Here is a 17,512-nt window from a genome sequence, read left to right on the forward strand (position 1 = left end):
GTTGCTATGAAAACACAAGATCAGACAAGAGACGGTTCGGAGAAAGACGCGAACAGAGATCCCATCACGGCGAACCTGGTTCCCATCCCGTGGGCACTGGCTTGGGTAGCGCCGGAGGAGCGGCGCTCGGTGCCGTAGCTGGTGCCGCTGGCGGCCCTGTCGGAATGGCTGTCGGAATGGCTGTCGGAGGCGTGGTGGGAGCCATCGCAGGGGCCGCCGCGGGCCATGCCGCAGGTGAAGCCATCGACCCGACAGCCGAGGACGCGTTCTGGAAGGAAAACTACCGGAACGAACCCTACTACGATTCCGAGTATGACTATGAGGACTATGGCCCTGCCTACCGGATGGGTTACGAGGGTTATGAGAACAGCGACGGCGGAGCCTATGATGAGACGGAACCCGAACTCGCCCGCGCCTGGTCGGAACGGCATCCGGGGTCACGCCTCGGCTGGGAACAGTCTCAGCCTGCGGTTCGCGCGGGCTGGCACCGCGTCGAGAGGTCCTTGCCTGGCGATGCGGACCGCGACGGCAGATGAGCGCCTTTCTTCGCCGGGAAACCATGGCCGCGCCGGCCACCCCCGTTCCGCCATCATGTCGGGGCGGGGTTATTTTTTACATTCCATCGCATTTCACGCGTCTTGAATGCGGTTTCTGTCCCATCATTTCCCCACTCGGGAGCACAAGGCACCGGGCAGTTCGTCACGATGGAAAGGAAACTCGCCGGTCGATGCCGCATCGACCTTTTGCTAAGATAGGCCCACGCTCCTTCCTCATCCATCGCGACTGGGTGGGTGTGGGATCCGGTTTCAGTCGAGAGTTCACTGGGTGATGATTGCAAAGTGACGTGGCCTTCTCTGAACGACGTCCCAGATCCCGGCCACCCACATAAGGCCTCCTTCCTTGGCCACCAACTCAAAGACACCCCCCCACCAGTCCTCCCTATTCATCTCGACGAATGTCGTCATCGGAATCACACATCGGCCGCGTGAGGCGGTCGACTTCCAGGATTTGTCGCCCAGACTGATGCATTTGATGAGATGGACACAGGGCAAAAACCAGCGTCGGATTCCCCAGATCAGATGATGGAATTGCCCATCCGGCAACATCGCCAAAGCTGTGGAATTCGGCTGGAACATCTCGTCCGCCCCCCAGGCCACTGCTTCTGTCGCCGCAGTTTCGCTATCGGTAAGTAGTCGTGTTGATTTCGCCAAGGTAAAGGCTTCTTGCATGGCATGGATGACGCAGGCTCGGTCAGAGGACGTTCCCCAGAAAGTTGGGAATATGATGACCAGTTACGTCCCTACAATCTTGGCGGACATCCCTTGCCGCAATCAGTGGTAATACCAATGCCTCCTTAGGTGATTCACCTCCCCCCCTCCTCACTTCTTAGAGGTAGAGTCGACCATCACCGCTGGAAGAAACCGTTGCTCACCCATTGATGATCTCCCCGCCATTCGGGTGGATCGTCTGTCCCGTGATGTAGCTTGCCGCGTCGCTAGCGAGAAAGACGTAGCATTCGGCGACTCCCAAGGCTCACCGGCCCTGCTTAAAGGGACATCCGACCCGAACGTCGCAACTTCATCCGCCGGGAATGTGGCGGGAATCAGGGGAGTCCATATCGGTCCCGGTGCCACCGCGTTCACGCGGATTTTCTTGTCGGCAAGCTGTCCTGAGAGCGAACGGGTGTAACCGACGATGGCAGCCTTCGTCGCTGAATAGTCCAGCAACTCCGGACTTCCCCGGTATGCGGTGACGGATGTCGTATTGATGATGGCGGGCTTCTCCGAGTTTTCGAGATGAGGCAGCGCCGCAGCGGTCAGGAAGAACATGGAAAAAACATTCGTCCGGAAGGTTCTTTCCAACTGCTCCTCCGTGATCTGTCCCACCGTCTCGCGCGGGTGTTGCTCGGTCGCGTTGTTCACAAGGATGTCCAGTTGTCCGAATTCTTCGAGAGTCGTATCCACGGCCTTGATACACGCGCTCCGGGACGTGATGTCACAACGGATCAAAAGACACCGCCGTCCCTTGCCCTCAACAAGTCTTGCGGTCTCCCGGGCATCCTCATCCTCCTCAAGGTAAACAATGGCCACGTCCGCCCCTTCGCGGGCGAATGCGACGGCCACCGCACGACCGATGCCGGAGTCTCCTCCTGTGATCAACGCCGTCCTACCCTTGAGACGCTCACTTCCCTTCAGTTCCGGATTCTCAAAGCATGGTCTCGGTGTCATTTCGCTCTCCAGGCCCGGCTGGCGGTATTGCTCCTGTGCGGGCCTGAGTGCGGTTTCCTTTGATGTGTCTTTCGAGTTGTTTGGCATGGTGCCGGCATTTTCGCACGACGTGGTCCAATCCAGAATTTTTTCCCACCTATCCACCAGAAACCGACGTGCTGGAAGTGCGAAGGGGAAAGAATAGCCGATGAAGATCACAGCCTGCGGCAGACAGGAGATCCAGCCTCGCGTCGTCGATCCATGCATATCACCTGTGTACGGATTGCAATTCACCCTGTTGAGGCGGATTTCAAAACGCCTTGATAGGCCTTCCCTCGCGACAAATGACGCACATTCCACCATGATGGAATCGAACATGAAGCCGCTTGATCCGTTCTTTTCCGCTTATCGGCGGGGGAAAATCCTTAGAATGGACCGGGCGGGGCGGCACCCAACCGTGAGTCCCTGACTCCGCAACGTGATGCGGTACGCTCCTTGCGAAGGAACATCATCGGGTGACGCTCCCGTCCCCTGAGACCAAAAACCCTTGCATATGACTACGGTCAGATACTTCAGAGACGGAAACTGTTACTGGAAATTCGAATCGGGCCACCATCCCCAGCAGAAAACCGGCTTCTACTCCAGATGGGAGGACTCCTACTTTCACGACATTGAGGAATTCCTCAGCGATCCTTACCCGGTAGGTGAGATATGTGAGGAAGAAGCGGAGTCAAAACGTCCGGTAAAATAGATCACAAACAGTGTCTCTGTGACCGGAAAAACCGCCGCAGATGAAACACCTAGGTAATTCCACCGAGGCAGATTGCAGGCACAAGCATGCGATCTGCATCATGTGCTGGGCCCACTCGCCGGAAGAACGGTGGACACCCGGGCGATCGCACAGGTGATGAACATGTTGAAGCTTCCTAACTGGTTGCACAGGATCTTGTTGACCGTCTCCAGCATGCCCGAGCCCCCGGTCGTTGACCCGTCATGTTCCCATGACGAAGACCCTGCCGCCCTCGCGGGCTTTTTTAAGAAAAAGACCTACGTAGCTGTCAAGCAAACGGAGCAAAAATTATCTCTTCTCGGTTGGCTATTAGCGCATTGCATAATGCAATACACACTTCTTTTTCTGGACATCACTTGATGATCTCAACAGGGTTCCGGCTTCATGTTCTCCCCCGGCATTTCCCACTTCCTGTGTGTACCCGAATATCTGAGCCCCGAAAATTATCAGGCTTTTCTGGAACTAATGACCGCCGAGGACCGCCTGGTTGCGAAGCCTTTCCACGAACTCAATTCGATCATCGCCAACTACCGTGGACGGAAGGGGCTGGAAAATGTCTCGCTGATCCTCGTGCCCGTCGAAGCATCGCTCTGGAAAGATTGGTGCGCCAGCCGGGATTTCGAACTGACCCCGGTATCGGTAGCCTATTATGCGACCTGGCTTTACTTGTGTGGGATCGGACATCTTGATGATTCCCTATGCTGAAATCTATGCCACTCGCCGGTTTTTCCCCCATATGCTAGCCGTAGGCGCAACGCATGGAAATTTGTTCCATTCACCGATACCCTTCGCGCCGGTTGGTGATTCTCGAAGGAACGGCGGATCTCTCCCATGGCATGCGGTTTCTCACCGTCCAAGAAGGTGCCCAATATGCTCGGGCGCATATTCAGCTGTCTGGCTGGGTTGAGGCGTCTGTGTGGCTTCACGTCCACTTGAGCTTACCTAGGCTTAAAAAGGCCAAACCGGAAGCCTACTCCATCCTCAGAGGCCATGGGACGCCGCTGAGTGTTATGTCCGCCTTGAGATCCGATGGGGAAAAGTGGGTGAAGGACGGCAAGAGCTATCCGCTTACCAAACCCATTGGTTATCCCGTCATCGGATCATAACGGGATTCTTGCCGCCCTCCGCCGCGAAAAGAGCGCATCCTCCATTCGTTGTCAATCAAGCGGAGCAGTCCGAATAGCGCGGAACACCCGAACGATATTGACGAGCAGGACTATGCATGGCATTTCCTAGCAGATTTCACAAGTTTTCTGACTCCCGCAAATGCTTCTTCTCTCCCCATTTGGAATCTTGTCCCTGCACATTCTTGGAATCGCCACTACGGTGGACATCCGGTTCACCATTCGACTGCAATTTACAATGCCTCAGATCTCAGTGGAGAGGTGGGAGGAGGCCCCTCATCGAGGGATCATACAAATAGCCTCGCCAGATTCTCCAGCAAAGAAGGTCATACTGAAATCAGCAAAAGGCATATCGATATCTACCAATCTATGGGCGACGTCAGCCGAAGCGTTGCGTCGACGAAATCTGAATCCGCGGTGCCGCGCGTCGCATCTTGACGTCCCCGATCGTGCTGAACTCAGATGGTTGGAACAGTACCTCCGTCGATGACATACTCCGTTCCTTGGATGGAGGCTGCCCTGTCCGAAGCAAGGAAAGCCACAAGTTCGGCGACTTCCCAGGGCCAGGCTGGCCGACCCAAGGGAATTCCACCAAGCGCTGCCATCACATTTTGCTGTGCCTGCTGGGTTGTGATCCCAGCGCTCTCCGCAAGACGCTGGAGGAAAACCGCGGTATTTTCGGTATTGATCCAACCAGGGGACACGGCGGTAACGCGGACGCCTTTCGGTCCCACTTCCTTGGATAGCGCCTTGCTGTAGGTTGTAAGGGCCGCTTTCGCCGCCGCATACGCGGTTGTGGATTCATGAAGCGGCAGCAGCCTCTGGATCGATGAAATGTGAATCACCACCCCGGATCGCCGCTGCAGCATGGCGGGGACGAACGCACGGTCGAGGCGGACGGCGGCCAGGAGATTCAGGTTCAGTTCCTTCATCCACATGTCATCGGTCAGGGCTGCGAAGCCTCCGCCGGGCGAGTCGGAACCCCCCAGATTTTGCACCAGGATGCTGGGTACGCCGAATGTCCCGGTGATTTGAGCGGCCACCTTGGCAGCGCCCTCGGCGGTGGCCAGATTACCCGTGATCACCGAGGCGGGGAAGTCCGGATCCTCCGGCGCCTGCCGCGCTGTCGTGATGACGGTCGCCCCCCCGGCAGCGAAGCGGCGGACCATGGCTTCACCCGCACCTTTCGTGCCGCCGGTGACAAACACAAGCCGCCCTGCGAATTCCTCGGAAGCGATCGGGAAGTCAGGTTGTTCGATCTTCATGATACTGTTAATTGTGAAATTTTTCCGTCTTGCAGTTGAAACTCGAAGTCCAGTTCAACGGGGCTTTCAGGGAAGTTCCCCACTACTGTGCCGACGATCCCTGCGGTCGTTCCATCCACTTTCGCGCTGGTCACGGTGATATGCGGCCGCACTTCGTTCGATTCTGTCATCAGACGTTCGATAGCGGCGGTGCCGATGAATTCACGGCCGTTGTCGCGGAAAGTCGCGTCTGAAGTGAAACAAGCGGCGGCGGCCACGGCATCGAACCGGTTGGCGGCTCCAAGGAAGCTCGCCACCACCGCGGGCAGGGAGATTGTGTTATTTGTATCCATAGGTTTGGGAAGTTGCCGGAACGTTATGTATCAGCGGGAAAATTGGCCAATGCCGTGTTTTTGGGCTCGCTCATACTAAAAGTATGAGTCAAACTACGGGCATGGAACTCCGTCACCTCCGTTACTTTGTGGCAGTGGCGGCGCATGGCTCATTCAATCGGGCTTCTCAAATCTGCACCTCACCCAGCCCGCCCTCAGCCGCCAGGTAAGGGATCTGGAGGATGAACTGGGCGTGGCGCTTTTCGAGCGGGGGAAGAACTCCGTGAAGCTGACGGATGCCGGCGAGCGTTTTTACGAGGAGGCGCAGGATCTGCTGGCGCGGGCGGCGGCCGCGGTGGAGAAGGTCCGGACGGAGCATCGTGAAGAGGTGCTGCGTGTGGGATATGCGCCTTCGGCCACCGCTGGGATTCTTCCGCGTGCGCTGGAGCGATTCCACGCTGCGATGCCCCGGGTGAAGGTGGAGTTGGCTGACGTCTCTCCTCCGGAAATGATTCGGATGGCGCAGAGTGGGCAGTTGGATGTCGTCATCGCGCTCGAGCCCTCGGTGCTGGCCTCCCCCGGCTTCAAATGGTCCGAATTCCGCCAAATATCGCTGATCCTGATCATGCGGGCCGATCATCCGCTGGCGCGCAGGAAACGGATTTCTCCGAAGCTCCTTTGCGGTCTCCCGCTCGTAGGTTTGGGCCGGAAAAATTTCCCGGACTATGTACTTTCGATACGGCGGAGTTTGAAACCTCTGGGGTGCGTTCCTCATTTTGTCGCCCTGGAGGAAGACGGGGTGCCGACACTGTTCGCCAGTGTGGAGGCCTACAATGCGGCAGCCATCCTTGCCGACACGGTTTGCGAGTTTCTCCCACGTTCACTTGTGGGGAGACCTTTCCATCCCAAGTTTGATCCAGTGGTGGCGAAAGTGGGCATATGTGAGGCGCGACACAGCGCCCACGCCGAACTGTTCGTCACCATCCTCAAACAGTATGCAGGTAAGGCTTCAGCCTACTGAAATCACAACAAAATCGCTCTGGGGAGTCTTATTGGAAACGTTCTCAAGAACATAGCTAGTCTCCGGACCCGTCGTGGGCGTCCTGGTGGACTCTCAGGCGGTTCGCTTCCAAGTAGCACAGGACCACAACGAGTCGGCGGGACAAGCTTCTGATTTCGCCGAACCAGACACCCTTCACGATTCACCACCGTCAGCGGGAGCCAGCGGTTTGCCATGGACAGAACACCGGCGGCAACGCCCGCCGCAGACATCATGGCAGAAGTGCGGCGATATGAGTGGGCCGGTCGCGCCAGCCAACCTAAATGCCCGTTATAGCCTGCAGGAAGATATTGAGATCGAGCTGACGCGGATAGCCGGTTTGTCGTGGTTAATGGAACACGGTCGACTTTTTTCCTGCGCGGATCCGGGTCGAGGCCAGCATCCCGGAATCCGTTTGGCAGGAATAGCAGTTTATGTCTCCGGCGTGACAATCGCTAGCTCTTTGAGCTGTGATCGGAGGGCTAAGACTCAACAACATCCACCTTGCTTGTTGGGCCAGTTTGAGGCCGGGTCCGCAGTGACCGCAACCGTGACCGCACACAAGATTCAGACGCCAGAATATTCTTCCGTTAACGCCATATGAATGGAAACAAAAATGCCGCAGCGCAACAGCATCTGGTCATAGTTCACAGTGGCAGCGCCTACGACTCGCAGACTCTGGCACCTCTCGTGGAACCTGCGGGATTCAAGATAATAGGCCAACATCCGACGCTCGGATCGGCAATAACGAATCTGTGTTGTCCGAATGTCGATATCCTTATCCTTTACGTATTGAGTCCGGCTTCAGTTTCTGGAGGATTCCTGAACAAGGTGGCGAAATATCGAGCAGACCTGAAGACGCTCGTCATACTGGACGAAAGCCTGCCATGGAATTGCCTTGAAATGCTCGGCTTTGAAGCCGCCGGATATCTTTTGGAGCGGGACATCCCGACAAGACTTGCCTCGGCCCTGTGCGAGATTCTGCAAGGAGGTTTACCGATATCCAGCTACATACTCAGAGGTATCCCACGCGGGAAATTGTTCCGGCCTCAAGATGTAGTGGAAAATCTTAGCAAACTCGCCCCCCGTGAACTGGAATGCTTGGAACTCCTGTCGCAAGGACTGCTTTACAAGGAAATTGCCGAACGCCTCGATCTGAATTTCGACACGGTCCGAACCTACATCCGAAGAATATTTGAAAAATTGAATGTCCAAACCAGAACCGAAGCTGCGGTCAAATTTCTTTCATGTGACGTGGGCAGAGGGTGAGATGGACGAAGCCTCTAATCCTCCGTTCAGCTGTCCGGTTTGATAGCCAGACCCGAACTTCTTGAGAATAGTTCCACCAACTGATCGTGCAACTGTGCGTCGAGCCTGTCTTGCTGGGCGATTTCGCTGACAGCCGCCTCAATGAATGCACTGAGCGCCGCGATCTGTTGCGGGTTCACAGGACCGCTTTGTTGGATGCCGTCGATGAGGATATCACCATCATCCAGAGAGAACGTAAGGGCCGGGTGGAGCACCTCGCTTTTGGCCATTTCGCGAACGGCGGCATTGAATTCATTCTCACCCACCGGGGGCTCAGGAGATATGGCCAGCCGGTCGGGGCCACATTTGGAATTTACAATCTCGAATCTCATGTCGGAAAAAAGTCGGTAATTCTCTGACCTTCACCTCAAACTGGCATACCCGCTGGATGCTAGTTCCCTCCGCTCGCGGGCAGATCAAGTGCTGCGACGAAATAGGATTCCTCTAGCACGAACTGGAGCGACAGACATCCGTCCGTCCGGCTTGCTCTCAGACCGCCATGGCAATACTCGCAGTTGGGAGCCCCCTCATCGTCCCATGCCTTTTCGAGCAGGGAGCGGGCGATCGTTTTCATCTCCGCCACGTCTGGAGGTCCTCCGTCGATTGACGGGCGGGTTTGAACGTTCCACCCGACCGCCTGCGCGGCACGCTCGACCTTTTCAAAATCAAACTGCTCCAATGTCGCGGCAACCGCCTTGTCGCGGATCTCATTCGTTTCCATAAAAAACCATTTTTCCGTTGGGATGATTGAGTTGGAGACCCCGGCAGGGATGGGAAACCCGCCGGGGTCCGTATCAGTGGGGCTCAGTTTACCTTTACCTCGATCTGCTTCGGTTTTGCCGCCTCGCTCTTGGCCACCTTGATCCGCAGCAGCCCGTCCCGGAACTGGGCATCCACTTGTGCGGCATCCGCGTCATCCGGGAGAGCGAAGCTTCTTGAGAAGCATCCATATGACCGCTCTATGCGATGGTATTTTTTATCTCCTTGTTCCTTCTCGATCCTCCGCTCGCCGGTGATCGTGATCACCTTGTTCTCAAGAGTGATCTTCACATCGTCTTTATTGACCTCCGGCAGCTCCGCGGTGATGTGGTAGCCCTCCGGATCTTCGGTGATGTCGACTAGGGGCAGCCACTGGCTCATCGCTTGGGACGCTTGCTGGCCGCTTCCAGTTCCCCGCTGTAAGGACGCGGGTTGGAAAGCACCCAGAATGCGCTTCTGGAAGTCCTCAAGTTCCCGCAAGGGGTTCCAACTACTGATTGCTTGATTCATTTTGATATAAGGGGGGCGGATGTGATTGGGTTGTGCCCAGCCGGTCCGACATCCGCCCGGGTTAGCGGACCGTATGGAAAACCGGGATTACCCCGGAAATGGGATCGAGCTGATCCGCACCTCACTTCTTCGGCAGGGTGACCTCCACGAGGCCGTCCTTGGTCTCCACCTTCATTTCATCCACTTTCACCGGCCCCGGCAGGGTGAGGGTCTGAAGATAGTGCGCCTTGGTGCGGTTGGTGCCGCCACGCCCGGACGACTCCGATTCAGCCTTGGCTTCGATTTTGAGAGTCGTTTCTTCGACGGAAGCATTCACGGTGCTGACGTCCCGTTTTGGCAGATAGGCCCTGACGACATAGCGGTCTCCTTCATCTTTCAGATCGATCGAAGAACCGAAACGGGCTTCGTCAAAGTAATTCTTATATTGGGGAACGGAGCGGAATTCCGCGAAGGCATCGGCGAAGATCCGGTCCATTTCACGGTTCATGCTTTCCATGCGCCGGAGGATGTCCCGGTCCCACTCATCCAGCACCCCGGGCGTCGCGCCTCCCACGGTTGACGACGGATCGGTCGTCCCGGCGGAGGGACCTTTGGGCACGGTGATCACCATCAGACCGTCACTCTCCTTCAGCTCGGTTTTCGCTTTAGCTCCGGCAGCCACGCCGTCGAGGGTGATGCTCTGCGAGTAGCGGCCAAGCTTGCCTTCCGCCGGAGCGAGAATCTGGAGGGAGGTTCCTTCAAGCGAGACCTTCACATTCTCCAGCTTGCGACCGGGCAGGCTGAGCCGGATGATGTGGCTGTTTTCCTGCTCGCGCAGGTCGACCGAAGCCGTGGAAATGGAAGGCTTGCCGCGATCATCGCCGCGAAGGTCCTTCCAAAGGTCGCGGAACGATTCGGACATCTTGTCCTGCCATTCCTGTGCCTTTTCAACGAAGCCGCCGCCATCGCCCGGTTTGGTTTCCGCAGCCGTTGACGCGCTGAGTCCGGCGGTGATGATACCCGCGCCCAAAGCAATGCCTGTCAGCAGCACTCCGGCGCGCCGTGAGTTGGTTGATATGGTTTTCATTGTTTCAGTAGGTTGAGATGGGTTCGTAAGTTCCATCTATTGCCAAACCGACATCGGAAAATAATTTTGTCTGAAATTTTCTCCTGATTTTCCGATCCACTCATTTTGTGACCGCGGGAGCTATCCCCAGAACCAGCTGTTAGAGCCTGACGGGGACGGCTCATCAACGATTTTTTTCAGACGCGACGCTCAAGTTCGAGTTCGTCAGGGCTCAGTGCTCGGGACTCGTTCCTTTGTTCATTAGTACACTATTTGAGAGAGCCATCAAGAATCGGCTGTCCCTTCCGATATGCCCACGCCACCACATGGGTGCCTCGCAGTCAGCGCAGCGACTTTTGAAATTGCAAGACGACAGGAAAAATGGGAAGAGAATCGGAATTTCCTGCGTCAATTTGTAGACCCCATGGATCTCGTTGGACTGAAAACCTGGTATTTGACTTCCCCCGAAGGAGCCCAACACACAGCCCACAATCTTTGCCATTTCGTCCGCAAGAATCCGCGTCTGTTTGCCGCCGAGGACGTGGTATGGAAGCGGCGCAAAGCCGAAAAAGGGCTTGGAAGCGCCAACTGCAAAGCGACAGCAGGACTTTCCAACGTGCGCCAAGGACGGACAAGATCGTGGAAGGGGTGGAGTCTGACAGATGGCAAGCCGCCCCTCAGACGGATCGACTGGGCGGCAGTTGATTGGAGCAAATCGACATCACAGATTTCCAATCGACTTGGGATCGCTGGTGTGGCCGTCTACAGGCGGAGGCTTGGGGCTTCGCGGCGATCCATTCAGCTGTCCAACAAACCGCCGGTCCCGAAATCCACGATCGCAAGTTCTCCCCTAAAAGAAAACCAACCCTCTAAAATCTAACTGATGGATGTTCTCTGAAGGCCGCTGCTGGATCGCATCGACCTCCATGTGGATGTCCCGATCGTCGACTTTCGGGAACTTTCGTCGGACACGAACATCGCTGAGAGATCCGCCACGGTCCGCGAGTGCGTGGCGGCCGCACGCGGCATTCAGCGCGAGCGATTCGAAAAAACGACACATTTCACAAATGCCGCCATGGGGGCCCGTCAAGTGCGTCAGTATTGCCGGCTGGACAGCGGAAGCACGGGCCTACCTCGAACACCCCATGAAGCAGATGAATTTCTCCACCCGCGCCCACGACAGCATCCTCAAGGTCGGCCGCACACTGGCGGATCTTGGCGGCTCTCCCGACATCCGACCCAACGATATTCTGGGAGCGATCCAATACAGGTCGCTGGACCGGAAGCTGTTTGCGTGAATCGCCAGACTGCAAATCAACATTTCACGGAAAGCTTGGTGGATTGCCCTAAGGCCCAGGCGAGAGAATATCGTTCCGGAAACCCTCGCCGCTCGCCGAGATCCGTAGCAAATTCGATAGCTTCACGCCTCCCTGCCGTAAGGCTACTTCAGGGTGGAGCGATCCGTGCTCTCCGAGGTGAAAGACATCCTCCGGAATCTGGAACGTCACCCAGCAGAGTTCGGATCCGGTCCAAATATCGCGGGGTAATCTGGTGCTCGTTCCTCTCCCAGCTTGACCAAGTGGCCGGGTCGACATCCGCGAGGGAGGCGGCATCCCTGACCCTGAGACCCCTCAACCGGCGGAAGGAGACTAGCTCCTCGGCTAGCGAAGAAGGTTCCGGATATGGATCGTAGCCGACGAATGCGATGACCTCCTGCACTGGTGAACGAGTGGGGCGTTGCGGTGGTTCTCCCAATTCCACACTGTCTCTTTCGACACGCCGAGGATCTCTGCGACCTCCGACTGCTCGAGCCCGCGCCGCAGTCGGACAGCCCGAATGTGGTCGCCAACTGTTTCGACCTTGAGCGGATAAGCCTTCGGGAGCGGCATTCCCGCGCTCAGAATCACATTGTAAATTGTATTCGCCAAGATAACGGTGTGTCTAACCGTGCTAGGTCTCACCCGAGATCCCAAGCCCCAACCGGGCTTGAGCCCGACCAGAGAATTGACTCGCTCTCCTGAACGCATGCGGCCACCGCAGTCGCGACGGGCTGGTCGAGAGTGGTATGTCCAAGGTCCGGCGGCGGAACTCAGCACCAGGGATCGGATAGGACCCGATCAAACTCGATGATGATTTCATCTGTCAATCGGGAGCGTGACGCCGCCTCGCGGCACTGACCGATGATATGGAGCAACCCAAACTCTTCGCAATATCGATCGTTCTCATGGTCCAGTCCACCTTTTTCCACGTTTCGGATGGAATGGCCAGTCGGTGGAACCGGATCGTATGCGGTGCGTGTTTCCTGCGTGCGATGGATACCGCGACGCCGCTGAGGCCAAGTTTCTTCGCTATCTCAGACGTTGACTGGCTCCAGTCCACCGTGGCCCAGTCTATTCTATTCAGGGGCACTCTGCCATCCGTGATACTCCACCCTTTCCAAGCTCTCGTCTTTCCCTGACGCACGTTGGAGAGTCCCGCCGTGGCATTACAGTAGGTGCTCCCTTGGCCTCGTTTGGCTTTCCTGCGCTTCCAGGTCACATCCTCTGGCGCAAACAGATGCGGATTTTCACGCACGAAGTGCGCAAGATTGTAAGCATTATGGCAGCTTCCGTCGGGGGCGGTCAGATTCCAACTTTTCATCATCGGGGGAGGAATGTGCTACCTTCCTTCACGCATTTTCCGGATTTGACAATTCAAAAGATTGAAGTCGCGCAGTATTCGAGGACGTCGTTGATGGGTTCGCTGATGAATGTTCACATGAGCTCATTCCCGACCTGCAAACCACCAGTCCCGACGAAATTGAACTTGAACGGACTTGCCTGAAAAAATCGTTGAAGAGCGGTCCCGACATGGCTCTAACGGGCCGGGCTGGAGATATTTTCACCAGCACGTTTCCCCCCACTTGCGCGGCTCAATCGGGCAGGCTTGCCCCCAATTATCTAGAACTCTGAAATTCCCTGTTTACCATGTGCTAAACCGTCCAATACGTCGCATCACCACTCTCCGGGATCACACGGAATCCACCTCGATTTCTATTACCGCACAACGGATGTAGTCGACGCCCATGATTTCCAGTTCCCGAGTGCCGCGGAAGTTTGGAGAGTGAAGCACGCTCCCTCCGCGACAATCCACGAACTGAACGATGATTGGTCTTGGCCCTTGCAAGAGCCGGCGTGCTCTCCGGAGACGGGTCATTCGAACAATTCACCCTGTTCCAGGGTTTTCCTTTTCAGAAAGTTTTCCGCCTGTGTGTAGGTGAGGGCGGCTGCCGAAGGGCCGAAATCTTGCAGATCACCAGCAAGGTATGGAGGGATCTGTTCGTCGGTCAGCACCGCTGGCATACGGTCATGGACGAGCTTCATCATGGCGTTCGGCAGGGTGGTGATCATGGAGTAGCATTCGCCGTGTTCTGCATGATGCTGCCAAATCCCTGCAATCCAGATTGTGTCCGGGTGCTGACGGACAAAACGCAGGGGCACTTTTTTCGCAGCAACCTCGACCCATTCATAGAATGCAGCCGCAGGAATGATGCAGCGGCGCTTCTGGAACGCTTCGTCCCACGGCCAGCCTTTCAGCTTGTCTTCGCGGGAATTGACAACGTTTTTCATCCGCGGCTCTGCTCCCAGCACCGCAGATTTGACCGGTGTGGGAATTCCCCACCGCATCTCCCTCAGTGATCCGTCAGGCATGATCACTGGTGCGATTTGTGTGGGGCGGATGATGCGGATTTCCGCGTCGGACAGCAGTCGGGCTACATCCCGAACATCCACTTGGGTGAGAGACTTTCCCAGTTGTCTCGGATTGAGCTCGTAACCCGTGCACATGGCTCAGCTCCTGCGGACCCACGCATCGCCTTCACCATCCTCGATTGGCACCTTTATCAGTTCAAAATCTCCAGGCGGAGGGGGGGATGTTTTGGCAGTGCCGGGAGGCACCAACACGTAATCACCGACACCACATTCCTCGAAACTTTCACAGGCACTCATATAGGGACGAAAACACGATTCCGCGCCAGGTCAAATCGGCTTAGTAATTATTTTCGTTCTACACTGACGGGGACCGCTCTACCGTGGAGACGCGAAGATCCATGCGTGCGACTCTTGCCGCGTGTCAACTTTTTCACCTATCTGCTCCGCCATGCCCCATCGCCGTGACCAGATGGTTGAGGCCCGCTGCTACGGCTTCGCGGATTCCATCAACATCCTCTCGCTCTGGACCACCTACCCGGCGATATCGCGCTGAATGGCGGCGTGGCCTCCAGGCATCAAATTTGACGCGGAAGGAATTTCAGAATTCTCGAGAACTTTCAGCGGTGGCAGTGAAGGAAACCGGGCCGAAATTTCCCAGCGCAAGGCCCTTTTGACAATGACCCGCTCACGCGTGAAAAGCCCGAAGCTTGACACCCCCCGGTTTCGTCCCATCCCGCTCGCCCCCGTCCCTCCGAACGGCAGCTCTTCCCCGGCAACATGTACCACCACATCGTTGACGCATACCGCACCCGAACGCAGTTCCGTTCGGATCCGTGCGACCACCTGGGGATCCTTGGTGAAGGGGTAGATCGCAAACGATTCCGGATTTTTCCTGATCTTGTCAATCGCCTCCTGTCATCCCGGCCGTAAGTCCTCCGGGCCCGGCACCCACAATGATAATTCGCTTCGCTCCCGTTTGAATGATTCCGCCCTCTCGTTAGAGTCCATTGCAACTCTCCGCAACGTGGAAAATCGATGAAGCAAGCAACTATCGGCCCCTTTCCCACCGTCGAAGACCGTATCGTTTGAGAAAAGTCTGTTTCCGCAGCCATGAAACATTGCGCAAATCGAGAAAGAGGATTGCGAAATGCTTCCTGCCGAATATCGAAAAACCCATCAATCCTTCGTAACTGACTGATTTTTCTAGATCCGTGGGGTGGGAACATCAACTGCTCAGGGAAACTGCATGAAGACCCAATCCTTGTGCTTATTATGCGTCGTCTCCTTCCTGACCATCTCTTGTCAACGCGAGGATACCAACCTCGGCTACGAGGAGAGAAAAAAACTGCCCGCGGAAGTTAACAAGAATGCCACGCAGCCTTCTCCCGGCACGGGCACATCACAGACTGATGGCGGAACACGCAGCGATTACAAGCCTACCACCGGGCCGGGAGGACAGGTCGAAACCAGTCCCGCCACACCGCCCAGCGGGACAAATCCGGCTCCATCCAATCCCAACGTGACTTCGCCGCCGAATGCGACTCCCCACCGCACCACCCAGCCTTGATATTTTTGATGCCGATCTCACGAAGGAAGCAAGTCGGCTTGGTTTACCATTTTTGGGCGGCCAGCAAGGCTAATTCGCCGCCCTCGGGATACAGCAGTTCCCGAGTAGCGGCACACAATCGTTGCGTACGTGAAGGGTCCACAAACGCCTACGCTCATCTGGGAAAATTGCTATGAAGATACGGGAATGGCGATCTCAGAATCCGTTCCTCGGTCACTGCGATCCCAACTACAGAGACTCGATCAACGGCGACGGCGGCGCGCGCCCAGCGCCATGCCGGCTAACGCGAGGACCGCGAGTGTTGTAGGCTCGGGCACTGAAGTAGGAACGTCGTTGAAGACAAAATTGTCGAATTTCGATTCGCCATACTGAGTCGAGGTGCTGAGCGTTACAGAGGAGAGATCGTCCCACTTGGGGCCAGACAGATCGGGTGGGGAAAATAAATTGAAGGTTGTGGAGTCTCCACGGTTGGTAGTGAGCGTCCAGTCGCCGTAGCCGTCGGTGCGGGTGAAGCCGATGAAGTCGAAGTTTCCTCCACTTGCGAGGGAGAAGACGACGGTCCGGGTGGAGCCGTTACCGCCGAAGTCTTTGAGATTGAGCTCGCTCTTCGGGGCGAGGGTGACCTCATAGGTGCCAGCGATGGAGACGAGCTTGATTCCGTCTTCTGTGATAAGCGTGCTGGTGCCGACGCCATAGCCGAGACCGGCATTGTCGCTGAAGTCGAGCACGAGATTCGCGGCCGAAGCGGGGATGTTCAGGAGGAGACCAAAACCGGTGATCGCAAGGATAGCACCGGCGGACAATGGGCGACTGGTGGGAAGCATATGGGATGTTATTTTCAAATGGTTGATGACTTGATGTGTTTCGTGTCGATGGGAGTTGTATACAGATAACTGAAAGTGACTGTGATCGCATCTTCCGCCTCGGCTAGACACTGGCAAACCAATGAGGGAGAGAGGAAGAGCGGCGCTTCGGAAAAATCATGACCGAAGTGCAGAGGGTATCACCCGGCCCGGCAAATCCCAAAGCTTCGGCTCCGGTGGAACTGGAATAGAATCCGCTGAAACTGGTTTGGCACGACGTCCTTTTCCCTTCACTAGAATCCCGGAGTGAACGCTCTCGATTTCCGCCGTTGCATCAAGGATGCGACGCAACGAGTTCCCTCAGCGACCGCGACGGCGGATGCCGATGGTGCCGAGGGCGCAAACGGCCAGCAGCCCGCTGACACCCGGTTCCGGGACGTTGGCAAGGAATCGGATTTCCTCTCCGTTCGAAGCGACATAAACCACCAGAGGAGTTGCCAGGCCACTGACGCCGACTTGCTCCAAGGTGAAACCTGGCCAGACGAAAGTTCCGGTCGGAGCATAGGTGCTCCCAGGAACGGCATCAAAGGCGGTGTAGAGACTCCCTCTGTCAAAGCCGAATGACTTCGTGCCTATGAACTGTGGCTCAGGGTACTGGAGGAGGTTTACAAAACCTGGATTGCTGCCGCCGGTATAGTGATCGTATGAGGGACTGCCCACGACATGAACATACAATATCGCCTCCCCCCTGCCGACATAGCGGAGGAAGCCGCCGCCAACATCATTCGCGGCGGGTGCGGCAGGAAGGATGATGGAGCCGCTGATGACGCCGACAGTATCCGTCCCGTTGTAGCTGAAAGTGATCGTGATGGCGGCCTTGGCCTGGGGCAGGGCAAGGGCAAGACCGGTGAGGGCAAGAGGAAAGCAGAGCTTGGGAAAGAACATGCCGGGATTGCAGAGGGTAACGCCCGTCATGCCAAATCCGAAGACCTCACCTCCGGTGGAACTGGAGGAAAATCCGTTGAAACTGGCTTGGTGCCGTTGGCCCGCGCTGCCAATCCCCCATTTCGTCCGCCGGTGGAAGAACGCGGGTTG

The 17,512-nt window shown here is 56.5% G+C and carries 19 protein-coding genes and 2 pseudogenes; 8 read left to right on the forward strand and 13 right to left on the reverse strand.

Annotated elements, in window-relative coordinates; translation table 11 throughout:
* Positions 1 to 89: 89 nt before the first annotated feature.
* On the forward strand, positions 90 to 536 hold the full coding sequence (locus JIN84_RS21590) for a hypothetical protein (protein WP_200353181.1): 447 nt from the start codon (positions 90 to 92) through the stop codon (positions 534 to 536).
* Between the two features lie 282 nt (positions 537 to 818).
* Here the strand turns inward: JIN84_RS21590 and JIN84_RS21595 are convergent, their stop codons facing one another.
* Together JIN84_RS21595 and JIN84_RS21600 are read right to left on the reverse strand one after the other, a co-directional pair.
* On the reverse strand, positions 819 to 1,229 hold the full coding sequence (locus JIN84_RS21595; RefSeq protein WP_200353182.1) for an SOS response-associated peptidase family protein: 411 nt from the start codon (positions 1,227 to 1,229) through the stop codon (positions 819 to 821).
* Between the two features lie 199 nt (positions 1,230 to 1,428).
* Positions 1,429 to 2,315, reverse strand: a pseudogene (locus tag JIN84_RS21600) (SDR family oxidoreductase).
* A gap of 1,066 nt (positions 2,316 to 3,381) precedes the next feature.
* Between JIN84_RS21600 and JIN84_RS21605 the strand changes: the two are divergent.
* Entirely contained in the window at positions 3,382 to 3,702 is a 321-nt protein-coding gene (locus JIN84_RS21605) for a hypothetical protein (RefSeq protein WP_200353183.1), read from the forward strand.
* 877 nt (positions 3,703 to 4,579) lie between these two features.
* Here JIN84_RS21605 and JIN84_RS21610 read toward each other — a convergent pair.
* Positions 4,580 to 5,386, reverse strand: coding sequence for an SDR family oxidoreductase (locus JIN84_RS21610; protein WP_200353184.1), 807 nt, complete (start codon positions 5,384 to 5,386; stop codon positions 4,580 to 4,582).
* Complete coding sequence (locus tag JIN84_RS21615; RefSeq protein WP_200353185.1) at positions 5,383 to 5,718, reverse strand: nuclear transport factor 2 family protein; 336 nt, start codon at positions 5,716 to 5,718, stop codon at positions 5,383 to 5,385. The genes JIN84_RS21610 and JIN84_RS21615 overlap by 4 nt, the downstream gene beginning before the upstream one ends.
* 172 nt (positions 5,719 to 5,890) lie before the next feature.
* On the opposite strand from JIN84_RS21615, the gene JIN84_RS21625 reads away from it, so the two are divergent.
* Positions 5,891 to 6,718 (forward strand): LysR family transcriptional regulator, encoded by an 828-nt coding sequence (locus JIN84_RS21625; protein ID WP_267908299.1) that lies wholly within the window; start codon positions 5,891 to 5,893, stop codon positions 6,716 to 6,718.
* Between the two features lie 618 nt (positions 6,719 to 7,336).
* Positions 7,337 to 8,005 carry a response regulator transcription factor gene (locus JIN84_RS21630; RefSeq protein WP_200353187.1) on the forward strand — a complete coding sequence of 223 codons (669 nt, stop codon included), beginning with the start codon at positions 7,337 to 7,339 and terminating at the stop codon, positions 8,003 to 8,005.
* A 26-nt stretch (positions 8,006 to 8,031) separates the two neighbouring features.
* Here the strand turns inward: JIN84_RS21630 and JIN84_RS21635 are convergent, their stop codons facing one another.
* From JIN84_RS21635 to JIN84_RS21650, 4 genes are all read right to left on the reverse strand, one after another.
* Positions 8,032 to 8,376 carry a hypothetical protein gene (locus JIN84_RS21635; RefSeq protein ID WP_200353188.1) on the reverse strand — a complete coding sequence of 115 codons (345 nt, stop codon included), beginning with the start codon at positions 8,374 to 8,376 and terminating at the stop codon, positions 8,032 to 8,034.
* A 59-nt stretch (positions 8,377 to 8,435) separates the two neighbouring features.
* Positions 8,436 to 8,765, reverse strand: coding sequence for a hypothetical protein (locus JIN84_RS21640; RefSeq protein WP_200353189.1), 330 nt, complete (start codon positions 8,763 to 8,765; stop codon positions 8,436 to 8,438).
* An 83-nt stretch (positions 8,766 to 8,848) separates the two neighbouring features.
* Entirely contained in the window at positions 8,849 to 9,313 is a 465-nt protein-coding gene (locus JIN84_RS21645) for an Hsp20/alpha crystallin family protein (protein WP_200353190.1), read from the reverse strand.
* Positions 9,314 to 9,434: 121 nt separating this feature from the next.
* Positions 9,435 to 10,379: an Hsp20 family protein gene (locus JIN84_RS21650; protein WP_200353191.1), complete on the reverse strand. Its 945-nt coding sequence runs from the start codon at positions 10,377 to 10,379 to the stop codon at positions 9,435 to 9,437.
* A gap of 289 nt (positions 10,380 to 10,668) precedes the next feature.
* Between JIN84_RS21650 and JIN84_RS21655 the strand changes: the two genes are divergently transcribed.
* The 3 genes and pseudogenes from JIN84_RS21655 to JIN84_RS23315 all read left to right on the forward strand — a co-directional run bounded on the left by JIN84_RS21655 (position 10,669) and on the right by JIN84_RS23315 (position 11,656).
* A complete protein-coding gene (locus tag JIN84_RS21655) occupies positions 10,669 to 11,238 on the forward strand; it encodes a hypothetical protein (protein WP_200353192.1) in 570 nt (189 codons plus the stop codon).
* A 48-nt stretch (positions 11,239 to 11,286) separates the two neighbouring features.
* Positions 11,287 to 11,454 (forward strand): annotated as a pseudogene (locus JIN84_RS23595) (YifB family Mg chelatase-like AAA ATPase); the annotation flags it as partial.
* Positions 11,426 to 11,656 (forward strand): magnesium chelatase subunit ChlI family protein, encoded by a 231-nt coding sequence (locus tag JIN84_RS23315; protein WP_200353193.1) that lies wholly within the window; start codon positions 11,426 to 11,428, stop codon positions 11,654 to 11,656. The pseudogene JIN84_RS23595 and the gene JIN84_RS23315, both read left to right, overlap by 29 nt.
* A gap of 363 nt (positions 11,657 to 12,019) precedes the next feature.
* Here the strand turns inward: JIN84_RS23315 and JIN84_RS23605 are convergent, their stop codons facing one another.
* The 3 genes from JIN84_RS23605 to JIN84_RS23610 all read right to left on the reverse strand — a co-directional run bounded on the left by JIN84_RS23605 (position 12,020) and on the right by JIN84_RS23610 (position 14,953).
* Complete coding sequence (locus JIN84_RS23605; protein WP_425602311.1) at positions 12,020 to 12,385, reverse strand: helix-turn-helix domain-containing protein; 366 nt, start codon at positions 12,383 to 12,385, stop codon at positions 12,020 to 12,022.
* 1,164 nt (positions 12,386 to 13,549) lie between these two features.
* On the reverse strand, positions 13,550 to 14,182 hold the full coding sequence (locus JIN84_RS21680; protein ID WP_200353196.1) for an SOS response-associated peptidase: 633 nt from the start codon (positions 14,180 to 14,182) through the stop codon (positions 13,550 to 13,552).
* A 396-nt stretch (positions 14,183 to 14,578) separates the two neighbouring features.
* Positions 14,579 to 14,953: an aldehyde dehydrogenase family protein gene (locus JIN84_RS23610; protein WP_425563417.1), complete on the reverse strand. Its 375-nt coding sequence runs from the start codon at positions 14,951 to 14,953 to the stop codon at positions 14,579 to 14,581.
* 340 nt (positions 14,954 to 15,293) lie between these two features.
* Here JIN84_RS23610 and JIN84_RS21690 point away from each other — a divergent pair, with 340 nt between their 5' ends.
* Positions 15,294 to 15,614 (forward strand): hypothetical protein, encoded by a 321-nt coding sequence (locus tag JIN84_RS21690; protein WP_200353198.1) that lies wholly within the window; start codon positions 15,294 to 15,296, stop codon positions 15,612 to 15,614.
* A 242-nt stretch (positions 15,615 to 15,856) separates the two neighbouring features.
* On the opposite strand, the gene JIN84_RS21695 is transcribed toward JIN84_RS21690, so the two are convergent.
* Positions 15,857 to 16,438, reverse strand: coding sequence for a PEP-CTERM sorting domain-containing protein (locus JIN84_RS21695; protein WP_200353199.1), 582 nt, complete (start codon positions 16,436 to 16,438; stop codon positions 15,857 to 15,859).
* A gap of 339 nt (positions 16,439 to 16,777) precedes the next feature.
* A complete protein-coding gene (locus tag JIN84_RS21700) occupies positions 16,778 to 17,392 on the reverse strand; it encodes a hypothetical protein (RefSeq protein WP_200353200.1) in 615 nt (204 codons plus the stop codon).
* Positions 17,393 to 17,512: the final 120 nt, after the last annotated feature.

Origin of the sequence: Luteolibacter yonseiensis, from assembly GCF_016595465.1 — a bacterium.
Lineage (GTDB): Bacteria > Verrucomicrobiota > Verrucomicrobiia > Verrucomicrobiales > Akkermansiaceae > Luteolibacter > Luteolibacter yonseiensis.

Coding starts and splice junctions, on each gene's coding strand:
- JIN84_RS21595 (WP_200353182.1), bottom strand. CDS start 1,229: ATGCAAGAAGCCTTTACCTTGGCGAAATCAACACGACTACTTACCGAT.
- JIN84_RS21605 (WP_200353183.1), top strand. CDS start 3,382: ATGTTCTCCCCCGGCATTTCCCACTTCCTGTGTGTACCCGAATATCTG.
- JIN84_RS21610 (WP_200353184.1), bottom strand. CDS start 5,386: ATGAAGATCGAACAACCTGACTTCCCGATCGCTTCCGAGGAATTCGCA.
- JIN84_RS21615 (WP_200353185.1), bottom strand. CDS start 5,718: ATGGATACAAATAACACAATCTCCCTGCCCGCGGTGGTGGCGAGCTTC.
- JIN84_RS21630 (WP_200353187.1), top strand. CDS start 7,337: ATGAATGGAAACAAAAATGCCGCAGCGCAACAGCATCTGGTCATAGTT.
- JIN84_RS21635 (WP_200353188.1), bottom strand. CDS start 8,376: ATGAGATTCGAGATTGTAAATTCCAAATGTGGCCCCGACCGGCTGGCC.
- JIN84_RS21640 (WP_200353189.1), bottom strand. CDS start 8,765: ATGGAAACGAATGAGATCCGCGACAAGGCGGTTGCCGCGACATTGGAG.
- JIN84_RS21645 (WP_200353190.1), bottom strand. CDS start 9,313: ATGAATCAAGCAATCAGTAGTTGGAACCCCTTGCGGGAACTTGAGGAC.
- JIN84_RS21650 (WP_200353191.1), bottom strand. CDS start 10,379: ATGAAAACCATATCAACCAACTCACGGCGCGCCGGAGTGCTGCTGACA.
- JIN84_RS21655 (WP_200353192.1), top strand. CDS start 10,669: ATGCCCACGCCACCACATGGGTGCCTCGCAGTCAGCGCAGCGACTTTT.
- JIN84_RS23315 (WP_200353193.1), top strand. CDS start 11,426: ATGCCGCCATGGGGGCCCGTCAAGTGCGTCAGTATTGCCGGCTGGACA.
- JIN84_RS23605 (WP_425602311.1), bottom strand. CDS start 12,385: ATGCGTTCAGGAGAGCGAGTCAATTCTCTGGTCGGGCTCAAGCCCGGT.
- JIN84_RS21680 (WP_200353196.1), bottom strand. CDS start 14,182: ATGTGCACGGGTTACGAGCTCAATCCGAGACAACTGGGAAAGTCTCTC.
- JIN84_RS21690 (WP_200353198.1), top strand. CDS start 15,294: ATGAAGACCCAATCCTTGTGCTTATTATGCGTCGTCTCCTTCCTGACC.
- JIN84_RS21695 (WP_200353199.1), bottom strand. CDS start 16,438: ATGCTTCCCACCAGTCGCCCATTGTCCGCCGGTGCTATCCTTGCGATC.
- JIN84_RS21700 (WP_200353200.1), bottom strand. CDS start 17,392: ATGACGGGCGTTACCCTCTGCAATCCCGGCATGTTCTTTCCCAAGCTC.